Here is an 18,109-nt window from a genome sequence, read left to right as displayed (position 1 = left end):
GGGCGCCTGTCCCTCGCCATCACATGGTTCCTGCCGTAATGTAACCATGTGAGGAACGGAGGGGCAGCGATGCAATGGGGCATGTGGCTCGCAAGTGCGTTGATTGGAGCCGGATCCAATGCAGAGACGGCATTCGGGTGGCCACGGCGCAGTTGGGTGGACATGGTGTTTGCCGTGAGTTCCGCGGGCTGTCTCTGGCTTGGCGGCATCAGTGCGTTGCACGCCGGGTTGTCCTTGCCCTCCGCTCTCGCGCACGCCATCGGAATATGCACACTCAGTGTCGTAGGTGGTTGGTTGTTTGGGCACCGCCTCGTGGTTTCGGCAACAGACATGCGAGCCGTAGCGAACACTGCATTTGCAGGCCGCATGGCTGCTTGGCTCGCGCAGTGTCTAGCCAGCCTTTGCATGGGTCTTGGGGCCGGATTGAGCCATCTTCCTATCGGCGTGGCGGCCATTGTCGCCGCACTTGCTGGGATATGCACGTTATTGCGCCCGCGACTTCCCCTTTCCCGCAATCGCTCGCAGCAACAACCCCATTCCCAAAATGACGAGCGTGACGATACATTGTAGCGTCGTCGCCGGTATGTCTTCCAGGCTTTCGATCGCGCTTTTCACGACCGGCAGTTCGACGATGAGCGAGGCAGCCGCCCACGCCATCATCGCGGCCCCCAGGGGCAGGATCCAAGTCTGGCGCTCCATTTGTTTGGCCAGGAAGAGCGAGACGGCTACGAACACCGGAATGCTTGCGAAGGACCAGGCGATGAGCCACAGGCGATTGCCTTGCAACGTTGATCCCAACCAGATGATGTTGTCCAAATTGCCAATAAAAGTTAAACTGAACAACCGACAGATGGGCCAGATGAGGAGATGGGGTGAGCGCCCGGTACCGCTATTTGGAGCCGTCGTGAGGAGTCGCACCGCCATCCAGGCGAGAAGTAGCGACGATAGAACTTGGAACTCGATATGATGCATCAATCTATCGACACTGGCGGCGGCTAGGATTTGCGCGATCGCGAGGAGACAACCGACGGCACCAATCACTCGCTTTCTTGCGCGATCCAGGGACGATGGCATGAGGATCCCTGCGAGTAAGGCATTGTCGACAGCCGTGATAATGACCACCAGCAAAATCTTAAAGAAAGGCGCCATAATGTCTCTCCCGTCCCAATCGGTTGATGAGCAAGAAGCCCCTACCCGCATGCCGAAACACGGGGTAGGGGCTATCAGTCCACGTCAGGTGGACGGTTCTGGTGAGCTCCATCACCAACAAATTGTAGTACTAGCTTATGCGCCAAGGGCTCAATCATTCCTTGTGGGTTTGACAGGCAGCGGACGGTGGCGACGGAAGACAAACATGTGCATAAGGAAATAGGAAAGAGACGATGAAATAAACATCGCACCTCCTTTAGCCATGTTGCTGCTCACTATATACGGAAGGTTGCGGTGCGTCACCAAGTAGTCGTTGGCGAATACCAAAATGCCATCGTTCATGCCGATATTCAGTATGGACTGTAAGATAAACTTCAACTTTTCCCGAAAGTTCCCCTTCGCGACGTCCGCAAACGTCCAAAAGCGGTTCCAGATGTAACTGTTGACGATGGCCGCGACAACGCCAACGGTATTATACACGGTGAGCCACCATGACGATCGCGTCGGGAAAAAGATCAACAAGACGTTCAACGCGCCGAGATCGACAGCCGCGTTCATCAAGCCGACCAGCAGAAATTTGCAGTAACGCCGTACGTAGCGGCGAAAAACACGCAGTTTGTGCACAGACTCTGACCCCTATCATCCGCGACCTTCGCGGTCTGTCTGTGTACAGTATATATGGATCGCACGGCGTCGGCATGTCGGTTTGTGAAGGTAAACGTTCACAAAGCATCCTGCCCTGGCGTTTCATGCAGTCCTACCCGGGCCAGAGCAAAGGCACCGTGTGACCAAAGTATTTGTTCAACCTGTCGGGCCGCATCCTCCTCACACTCGATAACAACCACGATTTCCGTTGGTAGCGAAGGCGTGCGGCGCTTTCGGCGATTACATATCCACTTGACGAAAAGGCCAATCGCGAAGCCGATGGCGAACCCGCCGAGCCCCCATACGACCGGCCCGAGGGGCAAGACAAAACCGTAGACAGTACCAAGAAAGCACCCGGAGGCGGCGGCGAGCGACGCCAAGTCAAAATATGCCCGCTGGTCTGCGTGATTTGCCGTGTCGGCACGCGGCCCGTCGGAACGGCGGACAAGTGGCACAGCCAATACGGATTCTGGACCCAGGTGGAGCTGCTGCAGCTTGGATAGGGCTACTTCAAGTTGCAGGGAATGATCAAACGAAGCGACGAATCGCATAGGCTTCGCATCACCTTTGTTGTGAAGTGGAAACGCCCAATTCTTTTGGTAATGTGAAGTGAGAAACACGGCTTGCTCGCGGTCAAACAGTTTGTTGCGCTCGACTGTAATGACGTACGCATAGTACGCCGCGAAACTGAACATCGAGGGTATAAAAAGCGTCCACTCCGGATCGAGAACCCGAACGGCCATCTGTTGTTGCCCTGTTGTCAGATACGCAATGCTGGTGAGAATATTCGACTTGACGATAATGGTCGTCCACCAAGCGATTTCAAAAAATGCAGTCAAGACGCGATGTGTGTAAATGGCTCCCACACCGGGGGCCAAAAGCGACCACAGCCAGCCGACAACGGGGTTTTTCTTGGATAAGTAGTTCCACTCAATTTGGCGGATCGACATGGCGAGTGGAGGGGCGGCACCTTGTCCGATATCAGTCAGGAGATTGGCATCTTTGGCAATCAGATAGCTGTGGTGCATAGCAAATGCGAAAATAGGTCCATATGTAAATAGCAAAAAGCCGATTTGTTCGTGGGTTAACACCTGTTTGGCTGCGGCAAAGTGTCCCGTGAATGTGTCGAGAATGGCGATGTTGAAGTGCGTTTCGACATTGACGGCCACTTCCCACGCAAACAAGATCCAACCCAGTAAGTATTGGCCGAGTAACAAATGGCCAAACCCCGGCATGAACCAGGACCAGGCGATGGCCACCCAAGGCCGAGTCCGGTGAATGAGATTAAGATGTAATGCACCAAGAAAAGCGATACGTCTGCGCCCGAGATCGTGTACATGCATGTAACTAGAGTGTGCACAACTTGGAAAAATATACATGGTGCGCAACCGCCAGGTTGAACGGTTGCGCACATCGTTGACACTTTGCTGCCGTGATCTGAGCCTTGCTTGTGTTACCCCCAGACTTCCCGCGAAATCTCGACCACGTGTGCCAGCTTTGCCCACTGTTCATCTTCGGTAAGCAAATTGCCTTCTTCTGTGGAAGCGAAGCCGCACTGCGGACTTAAACACAATTGTTCAAGAGGGACAAATTTGCTCGCTTCTTCAATGCGCCGTTTGACCTCGTCTTTGCTTTCCAATTGCCCAGTTTTACTCGTGATCAGACCTAATACGATTTGCAAAGACTTGCGCTCGACAAAGCGGAGCGGTTCAAAGCCGCCGGCGCGATCGCTGTCGTACTCAAGGAAAAAGCCGTCGATGTCGAGACGTTGGAAAAGCGTCTCAGCCACCGGTTCATAACCGCCGGAGGAAATCCAGGTGGAACGAAAGTTACCACGGCAAATATGCATCGTGATCGCCAAGTCGGATGGCCGACCTTGTACTGCGGCGTTGATGGTCTGTGCGTACTTGTCCTCCAAACGTTGCGGGTCCCACCCTTTGGCGACGATTTGCGCGCGTTGCTCGTCGGAACACAGGTATGCCCATGCGGTGTCGTCGAGTTGCAGGTAACGGCAACCGGCGTCGTAAAATGCCTGAATCGCTTGTTTGTACGCTAGGCCGAGATCGGCAAAAAATTGGTCTTCATCCGGATATGCCTGCGGATCGATCTCGCCCCGAAAGTGAAGCATGCTCGGGCTCGGAATCGTCATTTTGGCGGGATGGCCGCCAGCGACCGACTGCAAAAATCGGAAGTGATCCAGCATAGGATGTTGGCTAAAGCCGAGCTTGCCGACGACGCGGATTGCACGCGGGCGGGTGGTGACTGTGTGAAACTGAATGCCGCCCACCTGCGGCTCATATCCTTGCACGCCATCGAGGTGCTCCAAAAAGTCGAAGTGCCACCAGGAGCGGCGTAGTTCGCCATCGGTCACGGCAATTAGGCCAATTTCTTTTTGCTTGGCTACGAGGCGCGTGATTTCTTCGTCCTCAATTGCATGCAATGCCACTTCGTCAATCTCGCCCTGCAAGCGCTTTTGTCGTGCTTCTTTCACGCGCTCTGGGCGCAGCAGGCTGCCGACTTGATCGGCACGGAAAGGTGGGCGTACACGCCCTTGTAGATTCGTCTCTTGCACACTCATCATCCTCTAACTCGACCTGGCTCGTCCGGCCGTAATCGGGAGCATTCGCCGTAAGGCGCTCCGCTATGAGCATCGTAACACAATCCAATATAAAAAGGGCCGACGAGCCGTTTGTGCAAGCGGCCCGTGCAGCCCTGATCCCGAACGGTCTTGGTTTGATCAGCGGTGGATGCGCACACGTACGTCCATGCCTGGTGCCAGGCCTTCTGTGCCCGACTGCAGCTGAATTTCCACCGGAATTACCTGTGTCACCTTGGTATAGTCTGCATTCGTGTTCGAGGATGGCAGTGGCGACAAGGTGGCTGCAGTGGTGTAGTCAATTTGTTTGACGACGCCGTTGTAAGTCGTCCCCGGATAGGCGTCGACATAGACATCGACATTTTGGCCGACTTCGACATGCCGGATGTCTGTCTCTTTAATATTGGCGATCACATACAAATCGTTCAGGTTATAGGCGTACGCAAGAGGTTCACCAGCCGAGACGTATTCGTTTTTTACCGCCAAATTGTCGACAATCGTCGACGAACTCGGATCTGGAATATTCATGTTAACCTCGCCTTTACCTGTGGAGACGGCCAGCGTGCCAACGGTCGATCCGCTGCTGAACGTGGAGCCGACACTGCCATTCCACGCCGTCAGCTGTCCCGCCGCCGGTGCGGCAATCACGATTTGTTGTCCACTCACTTGGGCATCGTCCGTTTTAATATAGGTCGAGGATTGATTATAGAAGTAATATCCGACAAAACCTGCGATTACAAGAACAAGTAGGATAACAACTTGCAAAGCGACCATCCGTCGCATGTTCATGCGTGTGTACTCCCTTCATTGGAAATTGCGGCGTGGTGACGCGTCGGTGCCGGCAAGGATTCGCCGATATGTTGCGGTGCGGTGAGCGGTTTCTGGCGTTGTACAAGGGCGCGGCCTTTGCCCGTTGCGGCCATCCCGATGGAAGAGACCAGCATCATACAGCCGACGATGAACATGATGGTAAATAAGCCGTGCAGTGCACTGAGTAGCGACGCTTGCTGCGCATTGGTTAACACTGTGGTAACTGCAAGTTGCTGTGCCTGCGCCTGTGGTGTGCCGTTGGCCATGAGACGCTGCGTGATGGAGGCCAACTGTGCGCTGACCAGCGGATCGGCCAGACTGATGTGAGAACGCAGTTGCTCGTATTGAATCGCGCTGTCTTTGGTCAGGAACCATGCACTGAACGGGGCGATGAGCGCGCCAAGCAGATTGCGGTGAAAGTGCAGAAACCCGGAACGCCAACGCGCTTCGTGAATATCGCCTGCGAGTGCTGTACCGAGTGCCCCTGCGATGAGAACGAGGCCGATACAGGTCGCTGCAGCAGCAAACTCAAAAGCAAGCATGGGATACGACACGTGACCCGATGCGTTGTGCCACTTCCAGGCCACCAACATGACGACGAACGAGCCAGCGATACCGAGTGCGCCTGCGCCGACGAGATCGTACAGAAACACCGAGATGAGGGCGACGATCACGACTCCGCATACAAACCAGACGGCAAAATGAACGATGTCTGTAAAGGAAGCTCCTTTGATGGCGCGCAAAAACTCGATGCCACCGATGAGGGCAAGGATTAGGCCGACGTGACTAATGACCGCCATCAGGAAGCCAAAAATCTGTTTGGGCATGCGCACCGACCGGTAGTGGACGAGTGGCGCCTTCGAGTGCAACTCGATGAAAACGAAAGTTGCAAACAGCGCCGCTGCCAAAACAAAGAATGGCCATACCCACAGCGATCCGATGCCCATGTTTTTGAGATGAATCAGCGGGAACAGGGTCACCGTGACGGTTGCCGCAAGGACGACGGCACCCCAGATATCGAATGGCTGATGATGTTCATGCACGTGTTCACGAGGCAGAGCGATGAGCCCAACGATCAAGCAGAAAATCGGTGCGATGCCACATAGCACGAAAAGCCAGCGCCATGCGTCCGTGCTGATGGTCAACGCGCCAAAGAGCGTACCGAATGCAGAAGCCCCGAAAAGGCCGCCTATAGCGAGCAATAGGAACCAATTGCGAATGGCATTCGGGAACGACATAAGGCTTACTGGCAGAATGGTTAAGAATAAGGCTCCGGCGCTCAAACCCTGTAACAGACGGCCGATGACCAGCGCCCACATCGTGGGTGAAATGGCGGCAATGATGCTACCAAGCAAGAACATGAGCACCAGGGATATATACGTGTGCCGTAGACCGAACCTCCTGGTCAACACGGGACCCACCGGAACGCATGCAGCAAACGCCAAATTGGACAAGGTCGACGGCACGGTCAGCGCATTTGCGCCAGAGGCAAACGTATTTTGGATAAGACCCTGGTTTAAGATAAACGACACGTTTAATACGTACTGTGGGCCAAAGGCGAACATCGTCAGTAAACAAATCGCCACAAGCCGCCAACCATGAATTCCGCCGGAACCCGTTGCTGGGGATTGGTTCATACCAAACCTCCTCTCGATACAATCAAATTGTTGGCTTTGAAAAATTTGGGAAATCGAGTAGTACCCATGAGGCATCAAGCGCAGGGTTTATTGTATCTTTTTGTTTATATAGTGTAAAATATATGGTAGACTATTTAATTATAGATTTGGATAAATGATTGGAGAACAGAGGGATTTGGGTGGAACTTTTGCAATTAGAGTATTTCCAAACGGTTGCTCGTTTACAGCACATGACCAAGGCCGCCGAGGAGCTTCAAATCGCACAACCATCACTGAGCAAGACGATATCCCGGCTCGAGGAAGATTTGGGGGTTCCGCTGTTTGACCGCACCGGCCGTCAGATCCGCTTGAATGCATATGGCGAAGCCTTTTTGGCGCGCGTTCAACGCGCGTTTGTGGAACTGAATGAAGGCAAGCGCGAAATTCGCGATCTCGCTCGGCTCAACGAAGACATTGTCACACTTGCCGTCTCGACGCCACGAATCCTGCCAGGGTTGCTTGGTGCGTTTCTGGCTAGCCATCCAGACGTCCGTTTTCGCCAGTTTTTTGAATCGGCACCCGAGATGAAGCGCCAGATTGAAAATGGAGAAGTCGACTTTTGTATATCTTCCGCACCCATTGAGGGCATCGATATCAAGTGGCAACCATTACTAACGGAGGAGATATTCCTTATCGTTCCTCCCAATCACCCGATGGCGGTACGTGAATCCATTCGTCTTGCGGAGGTCAAGGATGAACCTTTCATCAGCATGAATGCAGGCTATGAATTTCGCGAATTGACGGATCGGCTGTGTCGCGAGGCTGGATTTGTCCCGCATATTCACTTTGCTGGTGACGAACCGGACGTGATTGCAGGACTCGTGCAGCAAGGTCTTGGCGTCGCATTCGTTCCGGCGCTCACTTGGCTAGAGTGGCCGCAACGCGCCTCGCACCGGTTGCGCATCGAAGAACCTACTTGCCAGCGGCAGTTGGGTATTGCTTGGTCGGAGCGACGCTACTTCTCGACAGCAGCTGAGCGATTCCGTGTCTTCGCATTTGCCTATTTTCAAGATGTCTCCAAACGACTAGTTCGCGAGTTTGGTTGAATAAGTGGGATAGAAGAGTTGAGGCTAGACAAGGGTTGACAACATCTGGTACGCCCTTCCATGGCTGGGGCGGAAGGTCTACCCTACGTCGCCATGGGCAACCGCTAACACCAGTGTCGGCTTTTACATCCGCATATTGTTCCTATCTAACTGTGCAACCCCCTCCTATACTTCGTTGTATAGAAGTTGACATAAGATTGGGGGCGGGGGCAGTATGCAAATTTCTGTTCGGATACTGGCAGCGACAACAGCATGCTTGCTGACCGGTGGGGTTCCGCTTGTCGCCATGGCGGCGACAGCGCCGATGGCGAAGCGCGTTGTCGTGGCAAGTGTGGAGCCACAGGCGAAGCACGGTGCCAGGATCGTCGGGGAACTCGCAGGAAATGCGCCCATGCATGTGGCGATTGGCCTGAAGTTGCGAAATCAAGCGGCTTTGCAACAGTTGATTGGCGAACTTTACAATCCATCATCCAAGCAGTACGGCCATTATTTGACGCCGCAACAATTTCGGCAGGAATTTGCGCCTTCCGCAAGCGAAGTGGAAGCTGTCAGTACCTACTTGCGCCAGTACGGGCTTAAGGTGCAGTCTGACTCCCACAATAACTTGGTGCTCGACGTTAAAGGAACGGCTACGCAGATGGAACACGCCTTTTCGATTCACGAGCATCAGTACCAAGAAGGAAGCTTCGACTTTTATGCACCTTCGCAGATGGGGACGCTCCCAGCTTCGATTGCAGAATATGTATCTGGCGTTGTTGGGCTGGGCGAGGAGCCTATGACCGGGCATCTGACCGTGACGAAGCGGTCGGCGTCGGCAACAGGTGGGTACACGCCGGCACAGATTCAAACAGCTTACGATTACAAGCGACTCTATTCGTCGTGGGCTGGAAGAGGACAAACCATCGCCATCGTGACCTCTGGGTCTGTCAATGTGTCGGATGTGGACGCGTTTGACAGCGCCTTTGGGTTGCCCAATCCGCTTATTCGCCAGCGCGTGATCGACGGGACAAGCACGGCGCCAGGTGACGAGACGACGCTTGACTGCGAGTGGTCGCATGCCATCGCACCCACGGCTTCGCTCGCGGTTTACGAAGCCGCGACGCCCGATGCGGCAGCATTCATTGATGCGTTTAATCAGGTAGCAAGCGACGATGGAGCCCATGTTGTGACGACGAGTTGGGGGGCACCTGAGTCGCAGACGCCGAGTTCCACCATCGACGCGGAGCACAGTATATTTGAAGAGATGGCCGCACAAGGACAAAGTGTGTTTGCAGCGGCGGGCGACAGCGGTAGCAGTGACGGCCTTGCGGGTAACCATGTCGATTATCCATCGTCTGACCCCTACGTGACGGCGTGCGGCGGGACGACACTGGATATCGCAAGCGATGGTGAACGATTGAGTGAGAGCGCGTGGACGGATGGTGGCGGTGGACAAAGCGCCATCTTTGGCCAACCGTCGTGGCAGTATGGTCCGGGCGTTCCCGAAACAGGGGCGCGGCAGACTGCCGATATCGCACTCAACGCGAATCCCGCGACAGGTTACGATTTTTATTATGAAGGCACTTGGGAAATCGCAGGCGGCACCAGTTTTGTCGCTCCCGAAATGGCTGCGACGTTTGCGCTTATTGACCAATCCCGTGCGCTGAAAGGCAAACCGCCTGTTGGTCTCGCGGATATAGGTATCTATGCCATGGCGCGCAATGCATCGTATAGGAACTTTGCTTTCCACGACGTTACGTCCGGCAACAATGGCGCATATGCGGCTGGAGTAGGATATGATCATCCAACAGGCTGGGGATCCATTGACGCGTATTACTTTGTTCATGGCTTAAACGGGTGAGTGCTATCGCTTCAAGCTGATTTTGAGTTAATCTGCATAGTATCGTATCAAAATCAAGCAGGGAGGCGAGTTCATGAGTTTGCATAAACATTGGGAAGTGGAGTCGATTTGCCCACGCTGTGAAAAGGTCAATGTTGTTCAAGTGCCAGAAGGTGAACATGTGGTTCGCGTTCATTGCACGCACTGCGAACACGGGTATGATTATACTCATATTGTAAAGGAATTTACCGAGGTTGAAGACGACTAAGATATCGGCAGCCGACCGATTGTGGTGATGATCATAAAATCAGTGATGATGCAGAACAAGTGAACCGCCGTTAGAGAAATTGCCCCGGGATTAGAGGATTCTCCCGGGGCTTTTAGCATGGCGTGTCTGATCATAGGAAGGTATGTTCAGTCCCGCAGGCCCGGCCACTGGCCGACGGCAGCGAGCAGTTCTCGTTCGAAGACATAAGCATCCGGTCGGAATTCGGCCCCGCCCTGAAAGTGAATTGCACCACACGGGTTGTCCTCGGTGGAGGGGTACGGCAGCCTTCCATGTTTGAGAAACTCGACCCATGTTCCGTGCATAGCATCCGCGAGTGGTTGTGAGGGATTGGGACCCAGTACTTTGTCTACGTTTGGTGCGTCGAGCTGGTTAAAGAAATAGGGCAGGTCGAGACAGTGGAACGATCCCTGGGCATTCGCGGCAAGCTCGGCGAAATCGTACAGCCAAGTCCGCGTTCCTGCTCCTGCCCGATTGCGCAATTCTGCAAAGCGGGCAATCCCATTGCGGAACATGAAACTCGTCATGAACTGTCCTAATGCACGTTCCTCGCCAATCCGCCATGTATCGTGGGCAAACCGTTCGATGGCAGCATCGGCCACACCGTGGCGAGCGAGCATCTCGCAAATTTCATCAAGGCCGGGAGCATCCGCCGGCGACGGGAATGAAAACTCATTGCGTGTACTGCCGATGATGATAGGAATGTGAGCGATCCGCTGTTGAGTTGTTGGATGATCGAGAGAATGCACCAGTACGTCTCCGTCCAGCACAGGGCGGAACGCTAGGCCTGTCGCTCGATCTAATTCCGTCCGCATGGCTGTCAAGAGTTCATCGACAGAAGCCGATGAAGGACTGCCCGGCAGGTGATTCCATGCTCGTTCGACATCCAGGATACGCTCGTGAGGAATGGTGCGCCACGCGTCAATGGTCGGTTCGATGCCAAAGTGTTCCGCCATGCCTCGTCCGACTTCGGCCACGTCGTTGGCCGTTGGCCAGCCAAATGCACTAGAAACGGCTATCGCCGACTGGAACAGTCCGTCCGCCTTCGGTGAGGCGAGAAGTGACAACACGGAACCTCCCCCAGCCGATTGGCCAGCAATCGTGACGCGATCAGGATCGCCCCCGAATTCGCGAATGTTGTCTTTGACCCAACGGAGTGCGGCGATTTGATCCAACAACCCGCGGTTCAATGGTGCGCCTTCCATCCAGCCGAATCCGTCAAAGCCGAGGCGGTACGACAGCGTGACAAAAACGACCCCATGATGATTAAAAGAGCGGCCGTTATACCATGGCGAAGCGGGTGATCCAGCGAAGTAGCCGCCGCCGTGAATCCACACCAAGACAGGGAGTTTTGCGAGACGATCGCGCGGGGCAGGTGTGAACACATTCAGATTCAAGATGTCATCTCCGGGTATGGACGGCTCGGGGATCGTCGTCACATCGCCAAATGGCCGCCGCTGAGGTGTCGGCCCATATTCGGCGGCTGTTCGGATGCCCTCCCATGGCTCGGGGGGATGCGGTGGCAAAAAACGTAGCTTACCAACGGGCGGAGCCGCGTAAGGAATGCCAAGGTACGCGGCAGAACCGCCGTCCTGCCATATACCTTGAATTTTTCCATAGCGTGTCGAGACGACGGGTGCGTCAGCCACGCGGTTCAAGTTAACGTTCATCGGAGAAATCTCCTTTCGCAGCCATACAGGCGGCTTGCCCGCGAATTACCCTTCCTGCGCTTGTCGCAGACGCTCAATCACTTGTTGGATCGACTGGCGTGGTATACCGCCCAACGTCGCCGTGCGCGACAGGGGTGTATATCGAATAAAGGCTTCGAAGAGTTCGGGATCGTGTTCTGCCATGCCGCCAAGCGGCGACGATTGCATAGCCTCTTGCAAAATCCCTCGCAGTACCGGACCGGTTTGTGGATCCGTCAGCAAGTCTCCGATTGTGGCGTTTGCATGTACATGTACGGGGGGACGCGGCGAGGTCGATTCAACTTGCACTTGCTTGGTCAATCGAATGTCTCGTGACGACGACCCGATGGACAAAGTAAAGGTACCGCTCTCTACCCGCCATTGGCTGCATTGGAGATCCCAAAAGGCGAACGCGCGCTTGTCGAGCACGAGTGTGACCGTCTTTTCTTCACCTGGTTGGAGTTCCACTTTTGCGAACGCCTTGAGTTCTTTGCGCGGTCGAATGACGCTCGCCACATCATCGCCGACATACAGCTGTACGACTTCCTTGCCTGGGCGAGGGCCCGTATTTGTTACTCGGATACGCACTTCTAGCGGTTCGTCATCGCGAATTCGTTCACCTGAAACGTCGACGTCTGTATACGCAAACGACGTATAGCTCAGTCCGTGACCAAATGGGAAGAGAGGTTCAATGGCCTTGGCGTCGTAGTATCGATAGCCCACGAAGATGCCTTCGCGATACTCGGAAATGTCACCTTCACCTGGGAAAAACGGGTGTGCTGGCGTGTGTTCCAGTTTCACGGGGAAAGTCTCCGCCAACTTGCCTGATGGGTTTACGCGGCCAGTGAGTACGTCGGCGATCGCGCCGCCAAACGCCTGCCCTGCGAGATAAGCCTCAATGATAGCCGGCACTTGGTTGACCCATGGCATCTCAACTGGTGCACCGTTTGTGAGCACGACAACCGTCTTGGGTTGCGCCGCGGCAATGGCGGCAATCAGTCGATTGTGCGCAGGTGGAAGGGACAGATGCTGCCGATCATATCCTTCCGATTCATAGCGCTCCGGTAGCCCAGCAAACACGACGGCGACGTCCGCCGTCTTGGCGAGCTGGACAGCGTCTGCGATCAGTTTGTCGTCGGCTTCGTCCGTATCCAATCGATATCCGTCGGCGTAGCACACATGGTTGCCGAGGTGTTTGGCGCATTCGTCGTACGGCACATCCAAGCGTGTAGGTGTGACATGTGAACTGCCGCCGCCTTGATAACGCGGTTCTTTCGCGAAGGCCCCAATGATGGCAACCTGTGCACCCTCTTGAATCGGCAGTATGTTGCCCTCGTTCTTGAGAAGCACCATGCACTCGCTGGCGACCTTGCGGGCGAGTGCGTGGTGGGCCTCTGTATCAAACGGCACTGCAGGCTCAGCCTGATACGCCCGCTCGACCAGGGTGAGTAGCCGGTCAACCGCCTTGTCGAGCAATGTTTCGTCGAGGCGACCTTCGCGAACAGCTCGTACGATCTCGTCGTCCTGCGTGCCTGGTCCACCTGGCATTTCGAGGTCAAGGCCAGCCTCCACTCCAGAAACGCGATCGTTCACCGCGCCCCAGTCTGACACGACGATCCCGTCAAATCCCCATTCCGTGCGCAGAACATCGGTCAAAAGCCATTTGTGCTCAGAACAGTACGTACCGTTGATGCGGTTGTAGGCACACATGACGGTCCATGGCTGTCCCTGTTTGACGGCACGCTCAAAACTCGCGAGATACATTTCGCGTAGCGTCCGCTCGTCTACCTCGGCGCTCACAGTCATTCGTCGGTGCTCCTGGTTGTTCGCGGCAAAATGTTTAAGCGATGCCCCGACGCCTTGCCTTTGCACGCCGCGAATATGTGCTGCGGCGAGTTCGCCTGAGAGGACGGGATCCTCAGAAAAATACTCGAAGTTGCGGCCGCAAAGGGGCGAACGTTTCAAGTTAGCACCTGGCCCGAGTAATACATGGACGCCGAGGCTGCGGCACTCTTGCCCCAGCGCTTGACCGACTTGCTCGAGCAGTTGGGCATCCCATGAACTTGCCAATGCGGATGCAGTTGGAAAGCAAGTTGCCGGTTTGCCCTTAAACTGCGTTTCTCCCTCTTCTTGCATCCTTACGCCGTGTGGACCGTCTGTTAGGGTTAGCGAAGGTATGTCGTGCTTTGCGATATTCTGCATGTGCCAGAAGTCTTTGCCCGACAACAACGAGGCCTTTTCTTCAAGCGTCATGCGGGCAATCAGGTCTTTGTGTTTCACAGTTTCCCTCCTCTTCTTAAGCGGTTACTCACGATTTCGACGTAAAAGGGACCCAGTCGTAACCCATCGCGACAGCCACTTCGATGATATATGGCAACGCCGCAGGGGTGCCTTGGGCGTGGCCACCCGCATGTTGGAGCACAATAGCACCCGGCTTTAGGTGCGGAAGCACATTGGCCGCGACCGTCGGTCCAGGAATACCCGACCAGTCGACGGAATCGACGTCCCACAGGACGGGTTGATAACCGAGCTCGCGCGCGATCCGCTCGACGCGATCGTCCATATCGCCGTATGGCGGACGGAACAAGTGCGGTCGCTTGCCAATTGTGGCTTCAATTTGATTGGCTGCGTCAGTCAGTTGTTTACGAATTTCGTCATCAGGCAACTCGGTTAGATGCGGATGTGTCATCGTGTGGTTGCCAACGGCATGCCCGGCAGCGTCAATGGCGCGCAGCACGTCGGGGTAGCGCGCCACTTGTTCACCGATACAAAAAAAGACGGCGGGCACGCCATAATGTCGAAGGGTTTCGAGAATTTGCGGCGTATATTCGGCGTCTGGCCCGTCGTCAAACGTGATCGTCAAGTGGCCAACACGGGCCGGTGTTTGTTGGCGTGTACGGCTGTTGTCCATATGCCATTTCCCCTTTACGGATAGTCGACATCCACAACTCTGCAAATGTTTCCTTGTTAGCACTCCATGTCACATGGTCGCCACTCGCTTCGTCAACTGAGATGACAACATGGTAGAGTGAGGAGAATGACCAATGACCAGACGGACATGGATGTGGGCTGCCGCAGTGACGACCGCATTTGCCTTGGTTGGGTGTGATACTCGTGTTAACGGCAATGCCACGGCCATGGCGAGCGTCACTCCTTTCAAGCATACCGCGCAGACTACGAAACAGGAAGCGGTTTCAGTCATAAACGACCGTCCACTGACTTTTGTCGGCAAGCCCGGCATCACGAGTACGTCGGCAACGAGCATTGCTGTTCCCGTATTTACAGGGGCCGGCGTCGGATATGCGGCGGTCAACGGGCAAATCGTCGTCACGCGAAACGGCGGATCGACTTGGGCAAAGGCTGGGACTATCGATGGGCAAGTGCAGTCCTTGGCATTCACAAATGCGAGCGACGGCGTTGCGCTGACCCGGACTGCTCAGCCCGTCGCGCCGGCGGTTGACGGACGCCAGCGCGTGACAGATGCCATCTATCGAACCACTGATGGCGGGCGGCATTGGACGCGCACATGGACGGCGACACAAGTGATGGGAGAGTCCATGCTTGCGCAGGACTGGCAAGTCAAACTCTTTGCGCAAAGCGGTTACGCGTTGGTTGACGGATACTTTTTACGCACAACTGACGGAGGTGCGACGTGGAGGCAGATGGAGACGCCTGGCCAACCCATCGCCTTCAGCGCACCGAACGCCAGTCAGTTGTGGTTGTCCATCACGACGGCACCGGTAACGGCGGACGGCGAAGTCAACAAGGGCGTGATCGAACTGTTGCACTCGACGGATGGCGGTGCGCATTGGAGTGTGGCCGTGCGGACGGCACCCATGCGCGCGTGGGAAGCGGCCGTGCAATTTGACCCGAACGCGGAAAACTACGGCTTATTTCTCGTCAAAGATCTTGATTCGTGGACGACCACCGCGTACTGGACCCTCAATGGCGGTAAGGCGTGGAAACATGCACAGCCCAATGCGTATATGGGACGCATTTTGCAATATGAACCAACGTTTACAAAGTCTGCTGGCGAACTCGCTTTCGTGGCCCTCGATCCGGGGGCGGCGCCGTTTCCAGGTGGTTTGACAGCATTCAATATGCACTCAGGTGTGATTTCACAGGTGGCACAGCTCCCTGACTGGCGTGAGGCGACGTTGACGAGCGGACCCAAGGGTTCCATGTTTGCAGCCGTGTCGCTGACGAACGGTGGCATGGATTTGTACCGCAGTAGCGATGGCGGGAAAACGTGGAACGTTGTGTATCCAGCCGGTGAGCCGAACGTCGCGATGCAGTTTGTCACACCTAAGAAGGGCATAGGTATCGGCTCAGACGATCTCGCTGGCTATATCTATACGACAGACGATGGCGGCCATTCTTGGCGTACCGTTCGCATCATGAATGGCATGTTCCCGACCGCAATTGCGTACGCAAATGCCAGTACGGTCTACGTGGCTGCGGTAGAACAAGCGAATAACGGCCAAGGACAGCTACACCTTTTGGTGAGCCATGATGGCGGTACGACGTGGACGGATTTAGGGGCTTCGCAATTGCCAGCGAGCGCGTCGAAACAACTTTCTGTCGCGAACGTACAAACTGCTCTCGCGGTGTCTGGCGATCACTTCGCATTGACGCTTGTGACTGCATATCCGTCTGTGACGTTGCAATCGACCAACGGCATCGATTGGACGCAAATCGCTACAGAGAGTAGTCCGTTAGGGATTGCCACGGCGGCATATGAAAACCCTGGGTCGTTGTGGAGTTCCTCGGTTGAACAGCTACAGCGCCCCACGAAATCACAGCCCGGGGTGTATCAGACGACGCTTACATGGACGTCCGGATCGCACGTCGAACGGCATGTTTCACTGCCAAAGGGGTATGCCGCCCTTGGCATGGACTGGTCCGGGGAGAGCGGTTGGGTGTTGGCGGCGAGATCGCCATTTGAGGTGAATCAAGGGATGGCGTTGTTTGTCACGCACGACGGCGGGCATACGTGGAGCCATTGGCAAACGCGGAGCGAGGATGAATCGGTTCCGCAACCGCTCAACCTGTACCCGTCCGGAGCCGTCTATGACTTGTCATTCGTTAACTCTGCGGACGGGTACTTGCTGACAGCAAACGGACTGCTTGCGACCACCGATGGTGGTCACACCTGGCGGTATGTCAATTGATCAGATCGCGAGGATCGTGCGATGGCATGAGGGCCTTCGGTGCGACGGCGAGAAAACCCAGGATGCCAAGGATAAGCAAGATGCTACTGGCTGCGCAGACACCGCCCCAGTGCCAATTGTCAAAGACGAACGATCCGATGAACGATCCGAGCGCACCACCCAGAAAGTATGTGACCATGTACACCGTGTTGAGGCGGTTGCGTGCCGCATCTGAGAGGCTATAGATGCGCGCTTGATTTGAAACCTGTGTCGCTTGAACACCGAGATCCATGATGATCACACCGACAATTAAGCCGATGAGATGTTGGCGAAACAGCCAGAGAATCAGGAACGACAGCAGTGTGACACAAGTAGCCAAGCGCGCCGTGTACTTCGCAGGCATGCGCGCCGTGATCGATCCGGCGGCAGGGGCGATGAACGCTCCTGCTGCTCCCGCGAGGCCAAACAAGCCGGCTACATCAGCCCCGAGGTGAAACGGCGGGCCTGCCAAATAGAGTGACAGCACGGTCCAGAACACGCTGAACGCGCCGAATGACATTGCGCCAAGGAGCGACGCGTCGCGTAAATCAGGCAGTTCCTTGATCAACGTGAACAGCGATTTCAGGAGTGTACCGTAAGGCGTTTGCGTCTCCGCCGGGAGGGCAGGTAGCAGCCAGCGCAGGATGACCGTGAGAAGTGCCATGATGACGGCGGCGATCAAATACATCGCCCGCCAGCCGAGTTGCGATCCGATAAATCCTGATAGTGTCCGTGCCAGCAAGATGCCAATGAGCAGACCGCTCATGACGGTACCGACCACTTTGCCGCGTTCTGCTGGCGCTGCTAAGTGGGCTGCGAACGGTACAATCATCTGGGGCACTACGGTCGTGATACCTACAGCAAGACTGGCTGCGTATAGCCACCATAGATCCTGTGCTACTGCTAGAAACACGAGTGCAATAGCTGCCGCGATCGACATACGAACAATGAGCCGCCGCCGCTCGTGGCTGTCGCCCAGTGGGACAAAGAAGAACAAACCGCACGCGTAGCCCACCTGTGTCAAAGTGGCAGCTATCCCCACCTGCCACGATGTGGTATGAAACGACACGCGCATGTCATTGAGGAGAGGCTGGCCGTAATATAAATTTGCGACGGCAAGGCCAGCGGCAATCGCCATGACGAGGATTAAGCGCTTTGACAAAACGGGTTTGCTCTGCTCGACTGCTTGCTCCAGTTGCATATGT

General features: G+C 55.4%; 15 protein-coding genes and 1 riboswitch. Of the genes, 5 read left to right on the top strand and 10 right to left on the bottom strand.

Annotated features, from left to right (window positions below):
• Nucleotides 1-69 precede the first annotated feature (69 nt).
• Nucleotides 70-570: a hypothetical protein gene (locus QMF38_RS01055; RefSeq protein ID WP_281758343.1), complete on the top strand. Its 501-nt coding sequence runs from the start codon at nt 70-72 to the stop codon at nt 568-570.
• On the opposite strand, the gene QMF38_RS01050 is transcribed toward QMF38_RS01055, so the two are convergent.
• The 6 genes from QMF38_RS01050 to QMF38_RS01025 all read right to left on the bottom strand — a co-directional run bounded on the left by QMF38_RS01050 (nt 484) and on the right by QMF38_RS01025 (nt 6,837).
• Nucleotides 484-1,149 (bottom strand): TerC family protein, encoded by a 666-nt coding sequence (locus QMF38_RS01050; RefSeq protein WP_281758342.1) that lies wholly within the window; start codon nt 1,147-1,149, stop codon nt 484-486. The genes QMF38_RS01055 and QMF38_RS01050 overlap by 87 nt on opposite strands.
• 58 nt (nt 1,150-1,207) lie before the next feature.
• Nucleotides 1,208-1,274, bottom strand: a riboswitch (Fluoride riboswitch).
• Between the two features lie 25 nt (nt 1,275-1,299).
• Nucleotides 1,300-1,773, bottom strand: a complete 474-nt coding sequence (locus QMF38_RS01045; RefSeq protein ID WP_040289085.1) for a GtrA family protein — start codon at nt 1,771-1,773, stop codon at nt 1,300-1,302.
• A 98-nt stretch (nt 1,774-1,871) separates the two neighbouring features.
• Nucleotides 1,872-3,173, bottom strand: coding sequence for a hypothetical protein (locus QMF38_RS01040; RefSeq protein ID WP_281758341.1), 1,302 nt, complete (start codon nt 3,171-3,173; stop codon nt 1,872-1,874).
• A 74-nt stretch (nt 3,174-3,247) separates the two neighbouring features.
• Complete coding sequence (locus QMF38_RS01035) at nt 3,248-4,375, bottom strand: 5-methyltetrahydropteroyltriglutamate--homocysteine S-methyltransferase (protein WP_006446457.1); 1,128 nt, start codon at nt 4,373-4,375, stop codon at nt 3,248-3,250.
• Nucleotides 4,376-4,531: 156 nt separating this feature from the next.
• Nucleotides 4,532-5,179: an HlyD family secretion protein gene (locus tag QMF38_RS01030; protein WP_006446458.1), complete on the bottom strand. Its 648-nt coding sequence runs from the start codon at nt 5,177-5,179 to the stop codon at nt 4,532-4,534.
• Nucleotides 5,176-6,837, bottom strand: coding sequence for an MFS transporter (locus tag QMF38_RS01025; RefSeq protein ID WP_052012249.1), 1,662 nt, complete (start codon nt 6,835-6,837; stop codon nt 5,176-5,178). Before QMF38_RS01025 ends, QMF38_RS01030 begins: the two co-directional genes overlap by 4 nt.
• Before the next feature lie 179 nt (nt 6,838-7,016).
• Here QMF38_RS01025 and QMF38_RS01020 point away from each other — a divergent pair, with 179 nt between their 5' ends.
• The 3 genes from QMF38_RS01020 to QMF38_RS01010 all read left to right on the top strand — a co-directional run bounded on the left by QMF38_RS01020 (nt 7,017) and on the right by QMF38_RS01010 (nt 10,009).
• Nucleotides 7,017-7,922, top strand: a complete 906-nt coding sequence (locus tag QMF38_RS01020; RefSeq protein ID WP_040289087.1) for a LysR family transcriptional regulator — start codon at nt 7,017-7,019, stop codon at nt 7,920-7,922.
• Between the two features lie 214 nt (nt 7,923-8,136).
• Nucleotides 8,137-9,762: a S53 family peptidase gene (locus QMF38_RS01015; RefSeq protein ID WP_237716501.1), complete on the top strand. Its 1,626-nt coding sequence runs from the start codon at nt 8,137-8,139 to the stop codon at nt 9,760-9,762.
• A 73-nt stretch (nt 9,763-9,835) separates the two neighbouring features.
• Nucleotides 9,836-10,009, top strand: a complete 174-nt coding sequence (locus tag QMF38_RS01010) for a hypothetical protein (protein ID WP_176780883.1) — start codon at nt 9,836-9,838, stop codon at nt 10,007-10,009.
• 146 nt (nt 10,010-10,155) lie between these two features.
• Here QMF38_RS01010 and QMF38_RS01005 read toward each other — a convergent pair whose 3' ends face one another.
• From QMF38_RS01005 to QMF38_RS00995, 3 genes are read right to left on the bottom strand one after another with little or no spacing between them, the layout of a single operon-like run.
• Nucleotides 10,156-11,697 carry a carboxylesterase/lipase family protein gene (locus QMF38_RS01005; protein ID WP_006447914.1) on the bottom strand — a complete coding sequence of 514 codons (1,542 nt, stop codon included), beginning with the start codon at nt 11,695-11,697 and terminating at the stop codon, nt 10,156-10,158.
• A gap of 45 nt (nt 11,698-11,742) precedes the next feature.
• Complete coding sequence (locus QMF38_RS01000; protein WP_006447913.1) at nt 11,743-13,995, bottom strand: glycoside hydrolase family 3 C-terminal domain-containing protein; 2,253 nt, start codon at nt 13,993-13,995, stop codon at nt 11,743-11,745.
• Nucleotides 13,996-14,023: 28 nt separating this feature from the next.
• Nucleotides 14,024-14,626, bottom strand: a complete 603-nt coding sequence (locus QMF38_RS00995; protein ID WP_281758330.1) for a polysaccharide deacetylase family protein — start codon at nt 14,624-14,626, stop codon at nt 14,024-14,026.
• Nucleotides 14,627-14,759: 133 nt separating this feature from the next.
• Here QMF38_RS00995 and QMF38_RS00990 point away from each other — a divergent pair, with 133 nt between their 5' ends.
• Nucleotides 14,760-16,886 (top strand): beta propeller repeat protein, encoded by a 2,127-nt coding sequence (locus tag QMF38_RS00990; protein ID WP_281758328.1) that lies wholly within the window; start codon nt 14,760-14,762, stop codon nt 16,884-16,886.
• Here QMF38_RS00990 and QMF38_RS00985 read toward each other — a convergent pair.
• Nucleotides 16,879-18,105: an MFS transporter gene (locus QMF38_RS00985; RefSeq protein ID WP_058095216.1), complete on the bottom strand. Its 1,227-nt coding sequence runs from the start codon at nt 18,103-18,105 to the stop codon at nt 16,879-16,881. The two genes, QMF38_RS00990 and QMF38_RS00985, sit on opposite strands and share 8 nt — an antisense overlap.
• Nucleotides 18,106-18,109 lie beyond the last annotated feature (4 nt).

Source organism: Alicyclobacillus hesperidum subsp. aegles, assembly GCF_027923525.1.
Classification (GTDB): Bacteria; Bacillota; Bacilli; order Alicyclobacillales; family Alicyclobacillaceae; genus Alicyclobacillus; species Alicyclobacillus aegles.
This window is presented reverse-complemented; position numbering and strand designations above follow the sequence as displayed.

Coding starts and splice junctions, on each gene's coding strand:
- QMF38_RS01040 (WP_281758341.1), bottom strand. CDS start 3,173: ATGTATATTTTTCCAAGTTGTGCACACTCTAGTTACATGCATGTACAC.
- QMF38_RS00995 (WP_281758330.1), bottom strand. CDS start 14,626: ATGGACAACAGCCGTACACGCCAACAAACACCGGCCCGTGTTGGCCAC.
- QMF38_RS01030 (WP_006446458.1), bottom strand. CDS start 5,179: ATGAACATGCGACGGATGGTCGCTTTGCAAGTTGTTATCCTACTTGTT.
- QMF38_RS01050 (WP_281758342.1), bottom strand. CDS start 1,149: ATGGCGCCTTTCTTTAAGATTTTGCTGGTGGTCATTATCACGGCTGTC.
- QMF38_RS01015 (WP_237716501.1), top strand. CDS start 8,137: ATGCAAATTTCTGTTCGGATACTGGCAGCGACAACAGCATGCTTGCTG.
- QMF38_RS00990 (WP_281758328.1), top strand. CDS start 14,760: ATGACCAGACGGACATGGATGTGGGCTGCCGCAGTGACGACCGCATTT.
- QMF38_RS01010 (WP_176780883.1), top strand. CDS start 9,836: ATGAGTTTGCATAAACATTGGGAAGTGGAGTCGATTTGCCCACGCTGT.
- QMF38_RS00985 (WP_058095216.1), bottom strand. CDS start 18,105: ATGCAACTGGAGCAAGCAGTCGAGCAGAGCAAACCCGTTTTGTCAAAG.
- QMF38_RS01035 (WP_006446457.1), bottom strand. CDS start 4,375: ATGATGAGTGTGCAAGAGACGAATCTACAAGGGCGTGTACGCCCACCT.
- QMF38_RS01025 (WP_052012249.1), bottom strand. CDS start 6,837: ATGAACCAATCCCCAGCAACGGGTTCCGGCGGAATTCATGGTTGGCGG.
- QMF38_RS01005 (WP_006447914.1), bottom strand. CDS start 11,697: ATGAACGTTAACTTGAACCGCGTGGCTGACGCACCCGTCGTCTCGACA.
- QMF38_RS01055 (WP_281758343.1), top strand. CDS start 70: ATGCAATGGGGCATGTGGCTCGCAAGTGCGTTGATTGGAGCCGGATCC.